Origin of the sequence: Lactobacillus sp. ESL0260, from assembly GCF_003692935.1 — a bacterium.
In the GTDB taxonomy this organism is placed as follows: domain Bacteria; phylum Bacillota; class Bacilli; order Lactobacillales; family Lactobacillaceae; genus Lactobacillus; species Lactobacillus melliventris.
The window spans coordinates 131,452-151,047 of sequence record NZ_REHO01000013.1; the positions used below are offsets into that span (position 1 = coordinate 131,452).

The following is a 19,596-nucleotide window of genomic DNA, read 5'->3' on the forward strand; positions in this document are numbered from 1 at the left end:
ATTCTATAAGCAAAATTCATGGTACTTTTCGTAATAAAAAGTTAACCCTTGATATCTATATCAATCTTTAATTACTTTTCGATAAAAAATTTTCCAGGTGCAACTCTATTATAATAACGCAAAAACGGTTTTTGGGAAGCTTCATCAACGGAAATATTGATTACGCCAGCATTTTGAATTTCGCCAACCAAAGCAATTTTAGGTATCTGCAAAACATTCTGGACCAGAGAACGAGAAGCAGTGCCATGAAACACTAATAAAACCGACTCATTTTCATGATTATTAATTAGGTCATGCCAGAAATCCATTAGTCTGTCTGCCAAATGCTGGTAGGTTTCACCGGTGCAATAATCACTGTAATTTTCTTTGAAATAACCCAGTTCATCAAATACTTGAGGATACTTTGCAATTATTTCGTGAACATCTTTACCATCCCAGTTGCCATAATTCATTTCGGTTAAACGGTCATCAATCAAAATCTCATGTTTACCCTGGTTTAAAATTTCTGCTGTTTCACACGCTCTTTTTAAAGGACTGGAATAAACATAATCAATCTTGTTAATGTCAAAACTATCGCGTAAATTTTCGGCTTGTTGTTTACCAGTTTCATTTAGTGGTAAGTTAGTTCCCGAGCCATTTATACCAAAAGTTTTATTAGTATCCGTTTGGCCGTGACGAACTATATATACGTTTAGCATTTATTTTCTCCTTTACTTATCTATTCAACTCTTTCATTATAGCAAAATTGGTACTAACCGCACTTTTAATCTCTAGAAAAGCCAAAAAAGTGGGCATGATTTTTAGCTATAATTCTGCTCTAGTCGCACCACTTCGTCATAATATTGCAATTCTTCAAAACGATGAACGACACTGATAATAGTAGTCCCTGGCAAATATTTTTTGATCATGTGGTAAACAATAGTAATAGTCTTTTCATCTAAGTTACTGGTAAATTCATCTAATAATAAAATCTGGGGTTTCGCAACAATAGCTCTTAAAAACAAAATCTTTTGTTTTTCACCACCAGATATTTTATTTTTAAAGTCTCCTGGTGTTTTATTGGTTAAATCGGTAACAGAATGAATCAAGGTGGTTAAATTGATTTCTTCAATCAGTTTTAGCAAAATATCAGGTGAAACTTTATTATCGGGGTAGCAAATATTCTCCATAATTGAGCGGTTAAATAATTGTGCATTTTGCGGCAAGTACATAAGTTGTGGCTTACTGGCAAAAGGCAAAATAATTTGACCAGCTTGTGGCTGATAAAAACCAGTTAACAGTTTAAGTAATGTACTTTTACCAGTGCCATTAGGTCCTACAAGTGCAGTTATTCTGCCTTTTTTAAACTCTAGGTTCAAATCTTTAAAAACCTCTTGTTTCTTTTTGTAAGAATAACTGAGATGTTTGAAAATTATTGCTTTTTTATTTGAATCGAATTGAACAGGTAATGGATGCTCAGTTGATTTTTCTCCGTATTCCAATTCCGACAGACCAGAACGAATTCTGTTGAGAAATTCTTCAATCGCTAAATACTGGGTACCAAAGCCAGACAAATTAACAATAGAATATAGCAGAATTAGGATCAAAGAGAGTGCTTGATTTTCTTTAGTGCCAATTAAAAATTGCCCTAAAACCGTAATAATGCAAGCCAAAATCACAATTAAAAATTGCTGAAACAGAGATGCCTCGTTAGTAATTCGTTGAACTTTGATAAAAGTCTTTTGTTCATCATTCAATATTTTATCCATATTCCGTTCTTCAAAGTCTTTGGAATTAGTTGATAAAATCGTTTCAATGTTACTGTAATAATCAATGATATATTCGTTGACTTTAGAAGCACTTTTAAGCGATGCAGCTACATTATCCCTATTTCGTCTGGCCATCCACACCGAAATCAACATATAACTAATAAAGAATAATAAATACAAAATACCGACAAAGATATTTTGTAGACTTAACATTATTGTATACATAATAAGCATGACAGACATTTGCACTATTACTTCCAGACCGGATTGCTCCAACTCTCGACATGCAAATGAAACATCTTTAATGTAGCTTTGAACCTTTCCCACTGATTTATCAGAAAAGTAGCTAAAAGGCTTATTAACAATTGACTCCCATAAAATTTGTTTAGAAAATTTTCTTACAGCCTGAATAAATGAATTATTACAACTGTTTATTAACGGCATCATCATCAATGAGACTGCAAGAGCAAGGACTAACAATATTTGCAAATTTGTACTTAAATGGGCTTGAAATAAAGCAGTAATTAAATATGGTTGTGCAAAATACACGGCATAGGCAACAAAAAGAAATACACAAAAAAATATTATTTTTAATATTCCTATTCTATCAGCTACCTGTCGTAAATATTGCCCAACCATTTTCTTTCCTTTTCAAAATTTTAACTAAAATGAATAAAACATACTTATCACTTATATGACAATAACTTATTATTTAATTTTAGTCAAAATTGCTTTTAATTCATCTTCTGTATAGTGGTATTTATTACCACAAAAACTACAGGTCAATTCTGCTCCGTGATCCTCATTGATCATGGTTTCAAGCTGACTTTTCTTCATTGTTGCTAAAATCTTACCATACTTTTCCTTAGAACAATCACACTTAAAGGCAACTTCATCTTTTTCTAAAATCTTACAGTCATCGCCGAGAATCATAGTTGCCAATTTTTCAGGAGTCAAACCAGCCAAAAAAGCACTAGAAAGTGCTGGCAACTTATTGATTCGTTCAATAGTCTTAGTTATTAAACTGTCTGAAGCACCCGGCAATGCTTGCAGCATAAATCCACTTGCTTCACCAATAGTATTGTTGGGATTAACAAAAACTGATAAACCAACAGCCGAAGGAATCTGCTCAGATTTAGTTAAATAATAAGCAATATCTTCCGCAATCTCACCAGAAACAATAGGTACTTGACCCGTATAGGGCTCTTTTAAGCCCAAATCTTTAGTAACTTCAAGCCATCCTGCACCGACGGCTTTTTTAACATCAATATGACCATTTTCCTTTGGTGGTAAAGCAATATGGGGATTTTTAACATAACCCTTAACAGTTAAGTCTGATTTGGCTGTGACTATCGTTGGACCTACTGGACCATTGCCCAAAAGTCTGATCGTCAACTCCTCCTGGTCTGTGAGTTCAGCACCTGCCAGTAAAACGCCTGCAAGCAAAGTACGCCCGAGAACTGCCGAAGAAGCTGACCAAGTATCATGACGAGTTTGTGCTTCTTGAACCAAATCCTTGGCAGTAATCGTTAACAAACGTAAATTTTTAGTCTTATCAATTGCTTTAATTAAATAATCAGTCATTTTATTCTCCTAAAAAAATAGAGCCTAACAGTAGGCCCTATTAATTATTATTCTTGAGGATGATCATCTTCACTATGTGAATTATCAGTATCCTTTGAATCTTGCTGATCCTCAGAATCCTTTTCTGACTCAGAAGAATTAAAATCAGATGTTTTTTCTTCTGAATCTAGCTCAGACTCTTTGGGGAATTCAGCTTTTTCTGGATTCTCAGGATTACTTTCTTCTGCTTCCTCATTCTTTTGGGCGGGTGACTCTAGAGAGGCATCTCTTTCTTCCTGCGCCTTTTCTGAATTTATAAGATTTTTCTTCTGCGATTGATTTTCTTTCTTTTCAGCAGCTGCCTTGGCTTCTTCATAAGTTGATGCTTTGGATTCGCTTGGATATTCCTGCTCCGTCTTTTCAGGCATCTTGCCCGTTGTGTAAAGAGACATAATTTGCTTTTCATCTAAAGTTTCATACTTAAGTAAAGCTTCGGCTATAATGCGATGTTTTTCACGGTTGTTTTTAACAATTTCAACTGCTTTAGCGTGAGCTTCATCAAGTAGCTTCTTGACAGCTTCATCTATTTTAGCTGAAGTTGCTTCACTATACGGTTTAAAACCATAAGGATTAGTTTCGCCCTCTTTTTCAAGTTCAACCATCCCCAGTGAATCAGTCATTCCGTAATTAACTACCATGCTGTGAGCAATCTGCGTGGCTTGTTCAAAGTCATTAGAAGCACCAGTTGACTGGTCTCCAACTACAACCTCTTCACCAGCACGTCCACCCATCAGACCAACGATTTGTTCCATTAACTGTTTCTTAGTTAGCAGGAACTGATCATCTTTAGGCAACATCAAGTTATAGCCACCTGTTCTGCCGTGAGGCACAATAGTAACTTTACGCACCGTTCTTGAATCACTAAGCACTAAACCACAAATGGAGTGACCAGCCTCGTGAAAGGCAACTCTGCGTCTTTCTTTTTGAGAAATCAAGCTGTTTCTCTTAGCAGGACCCGCAATGACACGGTCTTCAGCTTCATCCAAATCTGCAGCAGTAATATTATTACCGTTTCGTCTGGCTGCAAGCAGTGCAGCTTCATTAAGTAAGTTAGCTAGGTCTGCACCAACAAAACCTGGTGTTTGACGAGCAATTTCCTTTAAATCAACATCATCAGCCAAAGGCATATTCTTAGCGTGAACACGTAAAATTGCTTCACGGCCTCTAACATCAGGTGTACCAACTAAAACTTTTCTGTCGAAACGACCTGGGCGCAAAAGAGCTGGATCCAGTACGTCAGAACGGTTAGTAGCTGCAATAACAATAACGCCTTCGTTACCCTCAAAACCGTCCATCTCAACTAACAACTGGTTCAAAGTCTGTTCACGTTCATCGTTACCGCCGCCAGCGTTACCACCACGTCTGCGTCCAATAGCATCAATTTCATCTATGAAAATAATACTTGGTGCGTTTTTCTTGGCATTAGTAAACAAGTCACGTACACGACTGGCACCAACACCGACAAACATTTCAACAAAGTCTGAACCTGAAATTGAGAAGAAAGGAACATTTGCTTCTCCCGCTACGGCACGAGCCAACAATGTCTTACCAGTACCTGGAGGACCCTCAAGTAAAACACCTGAAGGTATCTTAGCGCCTAACTTGGTAAATTTAGCCGGATTCTTTAAGAATTCAACCACTTCTACCAGTTCCTGCTTTTCCTCCTCTTCGCCGGCAACATCAGAAAAGCGCACTTTATTCTTCTTGGGATCCTCAGGCTTAACATGAGAACGACCAAAATTCATAATTCCGCCGTTGCCGCCTCGGCCTCCGCCACTTTGACTGACCATCATCCAAAGCATAACTATGAAAAGAATGGTCGGCACAAGCATGACAATAGTCGAGATCCAGTTTCCAGATTGTGACTCACCCTGAGTCGTCATCTTAGTGCCGCTCTTTTGAGCTAATTCTTGCACATTGGATACACTGGAATCGTTTTGTAGCATCGTAGTGGAAAAACGTGTTACTTTTGATCCTGAATTGCCATTAAAAAAGTCAAAATTACTATCTGACTGGTTTTTACTTTCTTGTGTTTCTTTATAGCTACCTGAAACAGTATAAACACCATTTGCAGGTTGAACATTAAAGTTTTTAACTTTTCCCTTACGCAAATCACTTACAAATTCAGAGTAACTAATATTCTCATTGCTACCAGAATTATTTGATCCGCCAATTGCCCAGTTGATTCCTCCTATTAAAAGCAGGAAAACAACTATATAGAATAAACCGTTTGAAAACAGCCGATTCCGGTTATTTTTCATATAAAACCTCCGCAAAGTTTCTAGAGATATACGAATAAAAGTTTATCACAAATTTCATCTGTACTCTAATAATTTAAAAATTTTTATCAATTATCTTCATATAAATAAAAGCATTTTTCACCAGAACTCACTTGTTGATTAGAATAAGTCTGTTCAATGAAAACAACTTTATCACCGTCATAAATAGTCAAACAATATGGCCGCAATATATTTGGAATACCACTTTGAGCAAACTTTTTCTTACTCTTTACGTGGCTGCCATCTTTTAATAAAAGCTTTGTTCCGGGTAAAATTGACCCTGTGGTTAATTGCTTTTTATTAGTTGCCCCAAAACTTCCAAGCAATTTATAGGGTTTGTCTGCTTTTAAAGAAAGCAAAAACTTACGCTTATTAAATGAAATTTTTTGATCGAGAATAATTTCTTTATTTGCTGGCCTAGCTGGCAACTGTTTAAAAAGATAAAAAAAGCCTTGATAAACAAGTAACGTATAGTTCGCCAAATTTTGATTGACCCGCTCATGCCAGGTCTGCCATATAAAATGTTGCCAAAAAGCCTGCTTCTGCTCACTATTTAACTCTTTGAGAGCACTAGTTTTTAGACGGTATGCTACATTTAAAAATTTTTCAGGCTGGTCAACTTGAGCAAATCTTTCATCAGCGATTGCTGTCAGCAAACTAACCTCTTTACTAAATCTAAGAGCATTTTGACCAATTTGCTTATTTTCTTTTTTTAATAAAGGAATCACATGATGACGCAACTTGTTGCGCAAAGTATCGTCCTCATTATTAGTTTGATCGATTACGTATGGTATGTGGTTCCTTTTATCATATTTTAATAAATCAGCTTTTTGAATATTCAAAAGGGGCCTTAGCAAAGTCATTCCCTGCATTTTGCTAACTGCCTTCAAGCTGTTCATTTCACTAGGATTACCAGAGCGAATAAATTTAAGTAGAATATTTTCAAGCAAGTCATCCATATGATGTGCCGTTAGTAAATAATCTCCTTGATAATTGTGCATTATTTTAACTAAAAAATCATAACGATATTTTCTGGCTGCAGCTTCAACGCCAACTATAGGTTGTAAAGATTTAGGCCATTTTTCACTAATTAACTCGATACTTTTATTTTGACAATATGCAGAAATTACTTTTTCTTCTTTAAAAGAATCAAGCCGAAGTTGATGATCCAAATGAGCTGCCAGCAGTCTAAAACGGTATTGCTCCTTTATTTGGTATAACAAATCTAATAAAGCTAATGAATCTGGTCCACCACTAACTGCAACTACAAGGGTTTTAGCAGCCAGCGGCAAATGATTTACCTTAAAAAAGTCATCAATCCGCATAACTGACCAAATCTTGTTCTAATTTTTTTATTTCTTTTTGGGCATCATTCACAGTTTGCGTTAAAGTCTTGGTAAAATCTGCCATTTTGGTATCAGAAAAAGGGTTAGTATGATCAATTAAATCCGGATCATTAACCCTCATTCTTGAAAGGGCAATTTTGCCTTTATAATTATGAAGGACAACTACGCGAATCTGTTCTCCAACATGATAATTATTCTTTTCTCGCAACCAATTATTGTTAAAATCACTATGATGAATTAGTCCTGTTTGATGGTGCGAAAGAGTGACAAAGATGCCTAAGTCACTAATATTATTAATAATACCTGTAACCCTCTGTCCAACTTGATATTTCATTAATTATTGTTTTTTCCTTCAGGTAAATTGTAAATTGTTTCATTTGGCTTAGAGTACAAAAATTTAGAACGAACCAGTTTAGCCAGGTAATCACTATCCTTCAAGTCATTGCGCTTAGCTAATAAAACTTGTTTTTGATTATTTATTTTCTTCAATTCCTTCTTAGAAGTCCGCACTTGACTGTTAATATGTTCTGTCTGAGAGTGCGTAACGCCAATCTGTACTCCTAAAAACGCAAAAATAGCAACGAAAAACGCAACAATACGATTACGTCTTACACGGTGGACTTCTTTTGCTCTTTTTTCTTGTTTACGTTTCAGACGAGCCAGTTGCTCCTCCGGACTAACTGAATTGTATATACGTGGACCGTTCATAATTTTGACCTCTACTACCAAAAACAAATACTATTTTAATTATAACAAGACCACCTATAAATGTCATTAAAGACCAAACTAATTTATTAATTCATATAATTCACTGGCTTCTGCTTTTTTAGTAGTTTCTTTAATTGCACAAACCTTAGCTTTTACCTGTTTAGAACCATAACCTACTTCGATAATATCGCCAATCTTAACGTCATAACTGGATTTAACCACGTGATCATTTACCTTAATTCGACCCTGATCAGCCATTTCTTTAGCTATCGGACGCCTTTTAACTAGTCTGGAAACTTTTAAAAATTTATCAATTCTCATTTTTTCTCCTATCTTTGAATAATATCACTGGCAGCTGTCATAAAAGTAATTAAATTAGTAAACAATTGTCTCTGATGCAGATTATCAGGAAGTTCCAGCAGCACAATCAGCCTGTTAGCCGGAGAAAGATTGATTTTTGCTTTAAATGAAACATGTTCAAGAGCCTTAAAAATATTAGGTCCCTGTAATTCTTTTGAAGCTTCTAATCCAAATTCAACTTTTACCTGCTGGTTATTAATTTTGGTAATATTTCTGACCTGTGCCAAATCTGCTTCAGCCTTTAACTGTGAAATTGCCAGTAAATTTTCGACCGGTTCAGGATAATTACCAAAGCGATCAATTAACTCATCTTTAATTTGCTCGATATCAGCAGGACTGGCAGATTTAATTTTCTTATAAAATTCGATTTTTTCTTCTTGATCACTAATATATTTTTCTGGAATATATGCTTCAAGTCCCATATCAATTTCAGCGTTGCTCTTTCTGACTTTCTTTTTGTTTTTCCGATTTTTAATTGCATCAGAAAGCATTTGTGAATACAGATCATAACCGACACTGTCAATAAAGCCATGCTGCTCTGCTCCAAGCATATTGCCAGCTCCACGAATTGACAAATCACGCATAGCAATTTTGAATCCTGATCCAAGTTCGGTAAAATCACGTATGGCATCCAACCTTTTTTCTCCAATTTCTGTCAGAACCTTATTGGGCTGATATAAAAAATAAGCGTATGCCAAGCGGGCGCTACGACCAATTCTGCCACGCAACTGGTAAAGCTGACTTAAGCCGTAATGATCTGCATTTTCAATTAACATGGTATTGACATTCGGCATGTCTATTCCGGTTTCAATGATGGTAGTTGTAACCAAGATATCAAATTCTCTATTTAAAAAACGATACAAAATATCTTCCATTTGGTTTTTACTCATACGGCCATGAACACTGACAATCCTGGCTGTAGGCATGAGAGCTTCGAGCTCCAGCACAACATCATCAATATCACCAATACGATTGTGCAAATAAAAGACTTGACCTCCGCGCTGAATTTCCCGCAGGCAGGCTTCCTTAACAACACTTGGTATTTGTTCCATTACATAGGTTTGAATCGGATAACGATTGGATGGCGGGGTTTCCATAACTGATAAATCCCTCACGCCAATCATTGACATGTGCAGCGTACGAGGAATCGGTGTTGCAGTCAGCGTTAAAACATCGATGTTAGCTTTCAGTTCTTTGAGCCTCTCTTTGTGCTTTACGCCAAATCTTTGCTCTTCATCAACAATGAGTAAGCCTAAGTCTTTGAACTTAACATCTTTTGACAATAATCTATGCGTTCCAACCACTAGATCAATCTTGCCATTTCTTAAACCTTCAGTAATTTTTTTGGCTTCAGCTGGAGTTTGAAAACGGGATAAAACAGCATAATTGACGGGAAAATTTTTAAACCGGTCTTGGATAGTTTCATAATGTTGCTGTGCCAAAATTGTTGTAGGTACCAAAAAGGCAACTTGCTTGTTATCTTCAATCGCTTTAAACGCTGCTCTTAAGGCTACTTCAGTTTTACCAAAGCCAACATCACCCACAAGTAGCCTGTCCATCGGCTTTTCTTGTTCCATGTCATGTTTGATTTCCTTAATTGAACGCAGTTGGTCCGGAGTTTCGACATAAGGAAAAGCATCTTCAAACTGCTGTTGCAAATCATCGTCTTTTGAAAAAGCAAAGCCTTTTTCCGCTTCTCTTTTAGCATACAAAGCAATTAATTCATCGGCGATATCCTCGACCTTAGATTGAACTCTACTCTTGGTCTTTGCCCATTCACTACCACCCAGCTTGTTAACATGTGGTCTTTTCCCTTCAGAAGCAACATATTTTTGCACTAATTTCAGCTGATCAGCGGGAACAAATAATTGGTCACCATGTTGGTAGGTAATAGTAATATAGTCTCTTTTGACACCATTATTTTCTAAAGTTTTTATACCTTCAAAGCGGCCAATTCCATGATTAACGTGAACAACATAGTCGCCTGGTTTCAATTCAGTATAACTGCGCAGTCTTTGGGCATTTTCCATGGTTTTAATACGGCGACTGTGGTGCGTTACTTTATTAAAAAGTTCTCGTTCAGTTAAATAGACTAGATTATTATTGGGCAAATTAAAACCGCTGGCAAAACCGCCAACCGTAATTTGCGTTTGACGCACGACTAAGTCATCTGGCTTAACAATTGCCACATCCATGCCAAATTCAGCCATCGTCTGACTAATTTGTTTTGCCCTCTTATTATTATCTGCCTGCAGAATTACCGTTTGTTGTTTTTTCTGATATGATTCTATTTCAGACTTGATAAGAGGCATCTGACTGAAAAACTGTTCAGGTTCTCTTGTCTGCCAGTCAAATAATTGACCTAGTTTAACGCGACCAATACTGCGTTGAAATAATGAAAAATAAAGGTGACTATGTTTATCTTGCGCCCAATTTCTATGAAAGTCACTATAGAGCCGTTGCCCAGGTATCATAGCTCCAGTTTTTAGTTCATCAGCAATAAAACCGGCATTCTGTTCATCTACTGTTTTAACAGCCTGCTCAATTAACGGCCAGTCATCAAGCAGAACCAAGCCAGAACTTGCTAAATAATCAAGGAGATTATCAGGATTATCAATCAGAAAGTCTGTTAAAAAAGCGTAGTTTTGAGGTAAAGAACCATTATTTAGTTCATCCAATGACTCCGCAAAATGTTCCTTAACTTCCTTTTCATTAGCAGGAGAATCTGCCATAGCTTTTGCTATCTTCTGTGCCGCACGTTTAAAATTATTAGCGGCAAAAACGCGATCTTGAGCTGCAGTAACGACTATTTTATCAATCTGCCTTTGACTGCGTTGACTGGCTAAATCAAATTCTTTTATAGTATCAATTTCGTCACCAAAAAATTCAATTCTGACAGGATTTTCGCGGTCAAGTGGGTAAACGTCTAGAATATCTCCCCGTAATGCAAATTCGCCAGGTTTAGCTACCAGATTTTCGCGGCGAAAGCCTACCTGCACAAACCAATTAGTCAGTTCAGCTAAATCAAATTCTTTTTCAGGCTCAAACTCCCGTCTTGCTGCTTGGTATTCTTGCGGTTTAGACAGTTTATACTGTAAGCCCTGCGGAGTAGTAATCACGATGCCCTTGTTCTGACTCAGCAAAAAGTTAAGCGCCTGAATACGACTACTTAATTCATCAGGCGAAGTAACTGCCGTTTGAGTCGCTATCGATGCATCTACTGGAAAAATTTGCACACTGTTTTCAGGCATAATTGCATTGAGTTCACTATAAAGTTTTTGAGCCTTATTTTCATTTTCTTCCAATACCACTAACGGCTTTTGCAAAGTTTCAACTATTTGACACAAAAGCAAATCAAAAGCACCGGCATTAGCTCCGGTGATCAAAGAATTTTTGGTGTTGCTAGTATTAGCAATAAAATTTATCAGATCATGATCTTTTTCTATAATGTTAGTTAAACGCATTTTAATTATATTTATTCATTAAATACTGTGGGCTTTTTCCTGCAATAAAGTCAGTTATGACTTCACTGGCTGTGGCAAAAGCTTCATCCATCAACTGTTTTTGTTCAGTATTAAACGGTGATAAAACCCAGGAGACTACACTTGCTTCTGTTACGTTTGCTGGATGGCGGATACCAATTTTCAGTCTGTTAAAATTATTGGTGCCTAAATCACGAATAATACTTTTAATACCATTATGACCTCCAGATTTACCATTTGCACGGATACGGATTTTACCTAATGGCATGTCCATGTCATCATGAACAATCAAAATGTCTTGGGGCTCAACTTTAAAAAAATGAGCAAATTGGGCTACAGATCTGCCTGAATCATTCATAAAAGTTTGTGGTTCAAGTAAAATTACGTCAATTCCTGCTATTTTTTGTTTTGTATACTTGCCCTCAAACTTTTCTCTTTCCAAATTTAAAGCATTTTTTTGTAAAAAGTGATCCAAAGCCATGAAGCCAGTATTATGTTTTGTTCCATCATATTTTTTGCCTGGATTACCCAGTCCTGCTATAATTTTCATTTAACTTCCCCTTATTTATAGTCTTATTAATGATAGCACAATCAATCGGTCTGATTTCCTTAAAGACTATTACACTTTGATTTCATTGATTAATTAGGCTTTTTAATTTGTACGGCAAGTGCTAAAATCAATCTGAACAATGTTTTTATTTTAATTTTCATTTAATCTAATTTTTTCATTTATATGATATAATCGTTTAGATTATTTTTACAACGGAGGCAGTTTAATGCTAATCAAATCTTTGGTTATTAAAAAAGATTATTTAACCACAGTCAACGAACACGCTACGCTTGAAGAAGCTTTAAAAACTTTGGAAGATTCTGGATTCCGATGTGTCCCAATCTTGGATGACACTGGCACAATTTTCCGTGGTAATATTTATAAGATGCATATCTACCGCCATAAATCTCAAGGTAAGGATATGAATTTGCCAGTTACCTACTTATTAAAAAATGCTACTAAAACCATCAAGGTTAATTCGCCATTCTTTAAAGTTTTCTTCACAATTAAGGACTTGCCTTACATTTCAGTGTTAGACGAAGAAAACAAATTCTATGGTATTTTGACGCACTCAAGATTGCTTGATATGTTATCAGATGCCTGGAATATTAAAACTGGGTCGTATGTCCTCACTGTTTTAACAGATAATTCAAGGGGCAATTTAGCAAAGATGAGTAAAATTATCAGTAAGTACTGTGCCATAGCAGGTGTAATGAGCCTGGACGCACCTACTGCTGGTAAAACAGATAATGCTGTAAGACGTATTTTATTTACATTACCTGCTGGGCTTACCGAGGACGTCTTAAAAGAAATCGTTAAACGTCTTGAGAAAAAAGGCTATGTTGTTGCTGAGATTGAAGACTTGCAGGCTGGTATGACACTTATGAGTGATGAAAATCCTGGTGTCTACATTAACTAAGACGAAAATAATTAATTATTACCACTATAAAAGCACATCGAGGCGATGTGCTTTTATTTATTGTCAATTATAATATTTTCTTGGCAAACGATCATCTAGTAAACAGGCAACTTCATAATGGATACTGTCAACATAGTCGGCTGCTTTTTTGATAGAATTTGGCGCTGCCGGATCATTTGAAATCAAAACTACTTTAGTTCCTACTGCCATCTCATATGGCAATTGCACCATTAACTGATCCATGCAAATGCGACCGACAATAGGACAGTATTCGGAACCGACTTTAATTTTAAAACCCTGAAATTTACGAATAAAGCCATCGGCATAACCTACTGGAATTGTTCCGATAATTTGATCCTCGTCAGCAATATATGTTGAGCCATAGCCCACTCCCTGACCCTTGTGAATAGTATGAACTTGTACCAGTTCACTAACAAAAGACATAGCCGGTTTTAATTTAATTGCGGTTTCTAAGTCAGCACTTGCAGGATTCGAAGATGGATTCAGACCATATATGCCAATACCAAAACGAACCAAATCACTATGAACTTTCTTATCAAAAACACTGGCTGCAGTGTTGTCTACATGAATCCATTTGGGTTTTATTTTCAACAATTTTTTAAAGTGGTTAAAGCGCGTGACTTGTCCTTGAAAATATGAATCATCACTACTGTCTGCGGAGGCAAAGTGCGTAAACAGCCCTTCAACATCAAAATTTGAATTATTTAGTAAAAAATCATTTGCTGCAATAAATTCATCATCTTGACTAAAACCAATGCGTCCCATCCCGGAATCTATTGCCAAATGAACTTTTAATTGCAGCTTGTCTTGAATCAAGTTAGATTCGGCTTCTCTGAGCCATTTTAAATCAGGCACAGTTAATGAGACGCCATTCACAGCTGCAAGTGAGGCATACTTTGCGGGCGTAACGCCCAACACCAAGATTGGCTGAACAATTCCAGCTTGCCTTAATTCTAAAGCTTCATCTAAAATAGCAACGCAAAAGCCGCTGGCACCTGCCTTAACAGCTTCTTGGGCTACTCTTACCGCACCATGACCATATGCATTTGCTTTAACAACGGCAAACAGTTTCTGCCCTGGTGCCAAATGCTTAATTTCTTCTTTAATATTCTGTCTTATTGCAGCTAAATCCACACACACAGCTGCAGGTCTATGAATTCCAGGAACCATCTTTACTTCTCCAAAACAATTAATGTAACTATCTCATGTCTATCATGAGTAATACTAGGAAAAATCTTGCCAGCAAATTTAGGCGAGCTTGTGACTGGATGACCTACTTTATCCCATAAAGTTTCAACATCTTGCAGACCCACTTCTTTGCCAAAGCCTGTTCCTAGTGCTTTAACAAACGACTCCTTAATAGAAAAGCGGCCACCTAAATATTCTACTTTGCGTCTGCCTGCTAGTTTTTGGTATTGGGCAAATTCTTTTGGGGTCAAAACTTTGCGGGCAAAATTATCCCCTTTGGCTACTATTTTTTTAACTCGTTCAATTTCAACAGCATCAATGCCAACTCCAACGATCATTTTCTTATCCTCATAATAATAAAATTATATTAGCAAAAAAGAGTTGTAAACTGTCACAACTCTTTTTTAGTAAAAACATTAACCTTTTTTATTTTTAATAATAAAATTTCTGCCATTACCGGAGCGGCGAGAATGGCCTCCACGATAATTGCCACGGCTGCGATTACGATCACCGCGATAGCCTCCACGACTATTTCTGCTATGACTATAGCGACTGCGGCCACCACGACCATTACCCTTATACGGCAATGGTTTTTCAGAACTAATTTTGACCTCAACATTTGAAGAATCTTTTGACAAATTCTTCAGAAAAGCTGATACCAAATCAACTGCTGAATAATTTTCTAATAATTCGTTGGCATCATCAGTATATTTAGATAGATCATCTTTCATTATGTCTTCTATCTTAGATTTAGCCACTTTAAGTTGGCCCCTTAAAGCCTGATCATCAGATGGCGGACGCAAAGGGGTCATCTTTTTCTTAGTTAATTGCTCTATTGTACGCATATAACCAATTTCATTTGGCGTAACAAAAGTGATTGAACTACCATTTTGTCCGGCACGGCCGGTACGACCGATGCGGTGAACATAAGAGTCGGGATCTTGCGGAATATCGTAATTATAGACGTGTGTTACGCCTGAAATATCCAATCCACGTGCAGCCACGTCTGTAGCAACTAAAATATCTAGTTTACCAGCACGGAACCTTTTTAAAACAGTAAGTCTGCGAGCTTGGGTCAAGTCACCGTGAATTCCCGCTGCATTGTAACCACGAGCCTGAAGTCCCCTGGTAACTTCATCAACTCGACGTTTAGTTCTAACAAATACTACTGCCAGATCTGGGCTTTCAACATCAATCAAACGGCACATGATGTCAAATTTTTCTGAATCTTTTGCCCGAACAAAGTACTGATCAATTAAATCGGCAGTTAGCTCTTTAGTTTTAATCCGTACAATTTCCGGATTATGCATGAACTTTTCACTAATGTTCAAAATTGGTTTAGGCATAGTAGCACTAAACAGTAGAGTCTGTTTCCGGTTTTTAACATAGCCTAAAATACTTTCAATGTCTTGGATAAAACCCATGTCCAGCATTTCATCAGCTTCATCTAAAACAATGGTATTAACATTTTCTAAATCAATCGTCTTGCGCTTTAAATGGTCAAGTAATCGTCCCGGTGTCCCTACTAAAATCGCAGGTACATGATTTTTAAGTGAACGAATTTGCCGTCCAATATCAGCACCACCGTAAACAACCTGCACGCGAGCATTTTCATCACGACCCAGTCGGAAAAGTTCTTCCTGAGTTTGAATGGCCAATTCACGAGTCGGTTCTATAATTAAAGCTTGAATTACCTTATTATGCTTATCTAAGTTCTGCAAGATAGGCAGCGCAAAGGCCGCAGTTTTACCAGTACCTGTCTGAGCTTGACCAATTACATCCCTGCCTTCTAAAGCCAGAGGAATTGTTTGTTCCTGTATTGGTGTTGCCTCTTCAAAGCCTGAGCGCTTAATTGCTTTTAAAAGCTCATCTTTTAATCCTAATTCTGAAAATTTCACTAAATTCTCCTTATCTAAGCCGTTTTACTACTTTTTCCAGGTGCATCCCATGCGAACCCTTTAAAACAACAATGTCATGCGGCTTAATATCATTTCTTAAATCTGAAACCATGTGTTGCATTTGTTCTGGGGCATAATAATGCAAATTCTCTGGTTTATACTTTTCTTTAAGTGCATTTGCCAGATTTTTCATTTCTGTACCATACAAATAAACTTCATTAATTACCTGCGGGTCAAGACAATCTGCCAGCCCAGCGTGAAGCTTGGCAGATCTTTGGCCTAGTTCTAACATATCACCCAAAACGGCGATCCTGCGACTTCCAGCTGGAACCTGGATCTGACCAAAACTGGTTATCACGGCACGCACAGCGGTAGGATTGGAATTATAAACATCGCTCATAATATCTTCTCCTACATCGCCTTTTTCCCATTCCATTCTATCCGCTGTCGGAGTGAACTTTTCTAAAGCTGTGGCAATTTCTTCATCGCTTTCACCAAAATGCCTGCCAACACAAAGAGCCGAAAGTGCATTAGAAACATTATGTTTGCCAATCATAGGAATAGTAAATTTATGAGCAGAATTATTAATCGTAAAAGTAGCATGATGCTTGTAACTGCGATAACCTGTTGCATAAACTGTATCATTTTTTGCAAAACCAAAGGTAACTTTTGCTTGTGGTATTTTTGCTGCCCGTTCACGTAAAAGCGGTTCATCCCCGTTATATATGAACTCACCATCTTCGCGTAAGAAATCGGTAATTTCCATCTTGGCATCAGCAATTCCAGCACGAGAGCCTAAAAATTCAATGTGAGCCTCACCAATCATTGTAATGACCGTGACATCAGGGCGAGTCAGTTTACTTAGTTGATGAAGTTGCCCTGCATGATCCATACCCATCTCCAAAACCAAGATTTCAGTATTTGGTTTCATATCTAAAATTGTCATGGGTACGCCAATTTCATTGTTAAAGTTAGCAGCAGTTTTATGCACATTAAACCTTTTCGCTAAAACTGCTGCCGTCATATCTTTGGTCGTAGTCTTACCATTTGAACCTGTAATGGCAACTACTGTAGGATTAACTTTATTTAAATAATATTGGGCCAGTTGCTGCATACTGCTTAATGGATCATCCACTTCTAAAACTGCAATATTGTCGGGTTTATTGGGATGATCCTTCTGCCATAATGTGGCACTTGCACCGTTACTAATTGCGCTGCTGATAAAATCATGACCGTCTCTTTCGCCCTTTAGTGGAACAAATAATCCACCAGCGGCGATTTTTCTAGAATCAAAGGCAACAGAAGTAATAACGGTCTGATCGTTGCCTTCACACTTTGAATTTATTGCTTTGGCTATCTCTGCCAGTTGCATTTTCATCTTTTTATCTCCTAGCCGAAAAGAGTTTTTGCTGAAGTAGTTAATTATACTCCTTATTTATGTAGTATAACAATTAGCCTTTACATAAAAAAGCAGCCCCAATGGGACTGCCTTCCACCAGATTGAAGATATTACTTGTTGTTCATGCCATACTTCTTGTTGAACTTTTCGATTCGACCATCGGCCTGAGCAAACTTTTGCTTGCCAGTATAGAATGGGTGAGAATCCGAAGTAATTTCAACACGAATCAATGGGTAAGTTTTACCTTCATAATCCACTGTTTCTTTGGACTTTAATGTTGAGCCAGCAACAAATTTAGCACCAGTTGCTGAATCCATAAAGACTACTTGTTGGTAATCTGGATGAATACCTTGTTTCATATTTATTACTCCTTTGCCATGACTCCTATTGCAAGTCATAGATTAATCGATTAACGCTTAATACCTTAACATTTTTAATAGTAAAATTCAAGACTTATTTATTATAGCAGCAGAGTTAATTTAAAACAATGTCGCTTGGTTTAACTTCCTTGCCAAAATATGGTTTGAGTTCTTTATTATAGTCATCTGTGAAGAACTTTTTATCTGCCAATCTAGTGATTTCTTTATTAGTCCAGTTTAAAAGTGACTTATTCCCTTGTTTAACTGCGGGGGCAATAAATTGATTAGGACCAATGTTTTTAATTCCGACTGTATAATTAGGATTCTTTTTGACCCAGGCATAGAGATATGAATTGTCATCTGCTAAAGCGGCAGCACGTTTATTTTTAAAAGCGTTGAACTGCTGCGTTTTGGAATCAAATTTCAGTAAATCAACTCCGCCTTTTTTAGTGAAGTAATTTTCTGCTGTTGTGCCCTTGTTAACAATTAAATTTTTGCCCTTTAACTGTTTTGCATTAGTAATCGGAGTACTCTTAGGTGAAATAACCCCAACGGATACTTTCATGTATGGTTTTGCAAAATCGACGACTTGTTTACGTTCTGGCGTTTCAGTAAAATTGGCTAAAACAATATCGGCCTTATTCGAATTTAGGGTATCAACACGATTATTGGCATTTACTTGGGTAAACTTCACTTTAACGCCCATATCTTTAGCCATTTGGCGAGCAAGACGAACGTCGTAGCCTACGCGATTGCCGTTATCATCAACCCAACCATATGGTGGTAAATCGCCAAATACGGCAACTCGTAAAGTGCCCCGCTTTTTAATTGCGCTCACGCTGCTGTCATTAGCATTGCTACTTTTATTATTTGTTGACTTAATGCCAAAAAAAGCTGCCACTGCAATTATCAGGACAATTAAAACGGTGATGATAATATTTCTATTTTTATTTTTCTGCATTATTTTCTCCTTAGAAATCCATACTTGTTAAGAAATCACGTGCCCTATCTGTTTGGGGATGCTTAAAAAATTCTTTTCCCGGCGTGTTTTCTAAAATTTTGCCATTTTCAAGAAATAAAACCTGATCTGCTATTTGACGCGCAAAATTCATTTCGTGGGTCACAATAATCATTGTCATATGATCAACTCGGGATAAGTCAGTCATAATTTGTAAAACTCCTCGAACCATTTCGGGATCAAGAGAAGCTGTCACCTCATCAAACAGCATTATTTCAGGATGCATGGCTAACGCCCTAACAATAGCAATTCTTTGCTTTTGTCCACCAGACAGTTCACGGGGATAAGAATTAACGTACTTTTCTAGTCCAACTCGTTTTAACAGCTGCAAAGCTTCAGTTTTAACTTCATCTTCAGCTCGTTTTTGCACCTTCACCGGTGCCAGCAAAATATTTTCAAGAACTGTAAAATTGGGAAATAAATCATAACTTTGAAAAACCATGCCAATTTTTTGGCGTAACTCTTGCCAGTTTTTGGCAGTAGCTGCAATTTTCTCACCCTTAAAATAAATTGCACCACTCTTGAAATCTTCTAAACCATTTAGGCACCTGATTAGCGTACTTTTGCCAGAGCCGGAAGGTCCTAATAATGTCAAAACTTCGCCTTGATGGAGGGTAAAACTAATATCATGCAAAGCCTGCCAATCGCCATAAAACTTATTTAAATGTTCAACTCGTAAAACTTCTTTTGTCATTTGC

General features: G+C 37.0%; 18 protein-coding genes. 1 reads left to right on the forward strand and 17 read right to left on the reverse strand.

The window, feature by feature from the left end:
• Positions 1–71: 71 nt before the first annotated feature.
• From F5ESL0260_RS07065 to pth, 10 genes are all read right to left on the reverse strand, one after another.
• Positions 72–698, reverse strand: a complete 627-nt coding sequence (locus tag F5ESL0260_RS07065) for a histidine phosphatase family protein (RefSeq protein WP_122026359.1) — start codon at positions 696–698, stop codon at positions 72–74.
• 102 nt (positions 699–800) lie between these two features.
• Positions 801–2,387 carry an ABC transporter ATP-binding protein gene (locus tag F5ESL0260_RS07070; protein ID WP_122026360.1) on the reverse strand — a complete coding sequence of 529 codons (1,587 nt, stop codon included), beginning with the start codon at positions 2,385–2,387 and terminating at the stop codon, positions 801–803.
• A gap of 69 nt (positions 2,388–2,456) precedes the next feature.
• Positions 2,457–3,332, reverse strand: a complete 876-nt coding sequence (gene hslO, locus F5ESL0260_RS07075; protein ID WP_122026361.1) for an Hsp33 family molecular chaperone HslO — start codon at positions 3,330–3,332, stop codon at positions 2,457–2,459.
• Positions 3,333–3,379: 47 nt separating this feature from the next.
• Positions 3,380–5,632: an ATP-dependent zinc metalloprotease FtsH gene (gene ftsH, locus F5ESL0260_RS07080; RefSeq protein ID WP_122026362.1), complete on the reverse strand. Its 2,253-nt coding sequence runs from the start codon at positions 5,630–5,632 to the stop codon at positions 3,380–3,382.
• An 86-nt stretch (positions 5,633–5,718) separates the two neighbouring features.
• The gene (gene tilS, locus F5ESL0260_RS07085) at positions 5,719–6,975 is read right to left on the reverse strand and encodes a tRNA lysidine(34) synthetase TilS (protein WP_122026363.1); all 1,257 of its coding nucleotides are present in this window, start codon (positions 6,973–6,975) and stop codon (positions 5,719–5,721) included.
• Entirely contained in the window at positions 6,965–7,330 is a 366-nt protein-coding gene (locus F5ESL0260_RS07090; protein ID WP_110446443.1) for a S1 RNA-binding domain-containing protein, read from the reverse strand. Before F5ESL0260_RS07090 ends, tilS begins: the two co-directional genes overlap by 11 nt.
• Positions 7,330–7,707: a septum formation initiator family protein gene (locus F5ESL0260_RS07095; RefSeq protein WP_199700514.1), complete on the reverse strand. Its 378-nt coding sequence runs from the start codon at positions 7,705–7,707 to the stop codon at positions 7,330–7,332. The genes F5ESL0260_RS07090 and F5ESL0260_RS07095 overlap by 1 nt, the downstream gene beginning before the upstream one ends.
• 75 nt (positions 7,708–7,782) lie before the next feature.
• On the reverse strand, positions 7,783–8,025 hold the full coding sequence (locus tag F5ESL0260_RS07100) for an RNA-binding S4 domain-containing protein (protein WP_046325375.1): 243 nt from the start codon (positions 8,023–8,025) through the stop codon (positions 7,783–7,785).
• An 8-nt stretch (positions 8,026–8,033) separates the two neighbouring features.
• Positions 8,034–11,528: a transcription-repair coupling factor gene (gene mfd, locus F5ESL0260_RS07105; RefSeq protein ID WP_122026365.1), complete on the reverse strand. Its 3,495-nt coding sequence runs from the start codon at positions 11,526–11,528 to the stop codon at positions 8,034–8,036.
• A gap of 1 nt (position 11,529) precedes the next feature.
• Positions 11,530–12,096 carry an aminoacyl-tRNA hydrolase gene (gene pth / locus F5ESL0260_RS07110; protein WP_046325377.1) on the reverse strand — a complete coding sequence of 189 codons (567 nt, stop codon included), beginning with the start codon at positions 12,094–12,096 and terminating at the stop codon, positions 11,530–11,532.
• Between the two features lie 226 nt (positions 12,097–12,322).
• Between pth and cbpA the strand changes: the two genes are divergently transcribed.
• Entirely contained in the window at positions 12,323–13,015 is a 693-nt protein-coding gene (gene cbpA, locus F5ESL0260_RS07115) for a cyclic di-AMP binding protein CbpA (protein WP_046325378.1), read from the forward strand.
• A 63-nt stretch (positions 13,016–13,078) separates the two neighbouring features.
• Here the strand turns inward: cbpA and alr are convergent, their stop codons facing one another.
• From alr to F5ESL0260_RS07150, 7 genes are all read right to left on the reverse strand, one after another.
• Positions 13,079–14,206, reverse strand: coding sequence for an alanine racemase (gene alr, locus F5ESL0260_RS07120; protein ID WP_122026366.1), 1,128 nt, complete (start codon positions 14,204–14,206; stop codon positions 13,079–13,081).
• 2 nt (positions 14,207–14,208) lie between these two features.
• Positions 14,209–14,562, reverse strand: a complete 354-nt coding sequence (gene acpS, locus F5ESL0260_RS07125; protein ID WP_110446449.1) for a holo-ACP synthase — start codon at positions 14,560–14,562, stop codon at positions 14,209–14,211.
• 78 nt (positions 14,563–14,640) lie between these two features.
• Positions 14,641–16,122, reverse strand: a complete 1,482-nt coding sequence (locus F5ESL0260_RS07130) for a DEAD/DEAH box helicase (protein ID WP_122026367.1) — start codon at positions 16,120–16,122, stop codon at positions 14,641–14,643.
• A gap of 10 nt (positions 16,123–16,132) precedes the next feature.
• Positions 16,133–17,500: a UDP-N-acetylmuramoyl-tripeptide--D-alanyl-D-alanine ligase gene (murF, locus tag F5ESL0260_RS07135; RefSeq protein WP_122026368.1), complete on the reverse strand. Its 1,368-nt coding sequence runs from the start codon at positions 17,498–17,500 to the stop codon at positions 16,133–16,135.
• A gap of 131 nt (positions 17,501–17,631) precedes the next feature.
• Positions 17,632–17,880, reverse strand: coding sequence for a type B 50S ribosomal protein L31 (locus F5ESL0260_RS07140; RefSeq protein ID WP_046325385.1), 249 nt, complete (start codon positions 17,878–17,880; stop codon positions 17,632–17,634).
• A gap of 115 nt (positions 17,881–17,995) precedes the next feature.
• The gene (locus F5ESL0260_RS07145; protein WP_122026369.1) at positions 17,996–18,841 is read right to left on the reverse strand and encodes a transporter substrate-binding domain-containing protein; all 846 of its coding nucleotides are present in this window, start codon (positions 18,839–18,841) and stop codon (positions 17,996–17,998) included.
• Positions 18,842–18,851: 10 nt separating this feature from the next.
• Positions 18,852–19,592 (reverse strand): amino acid ABC transporter ATP-binding protein, encoded by a 741-nt coding sequence (locus F5ESL0260_RS07150; RefSeq protein WP_122026370.1) that lies wholly within the window; start codon positions 19,590–19,592, stop codon positions 18,852–18,854.
• Positions 19,593–19,596: the final 4 nt, after the last annotated feature.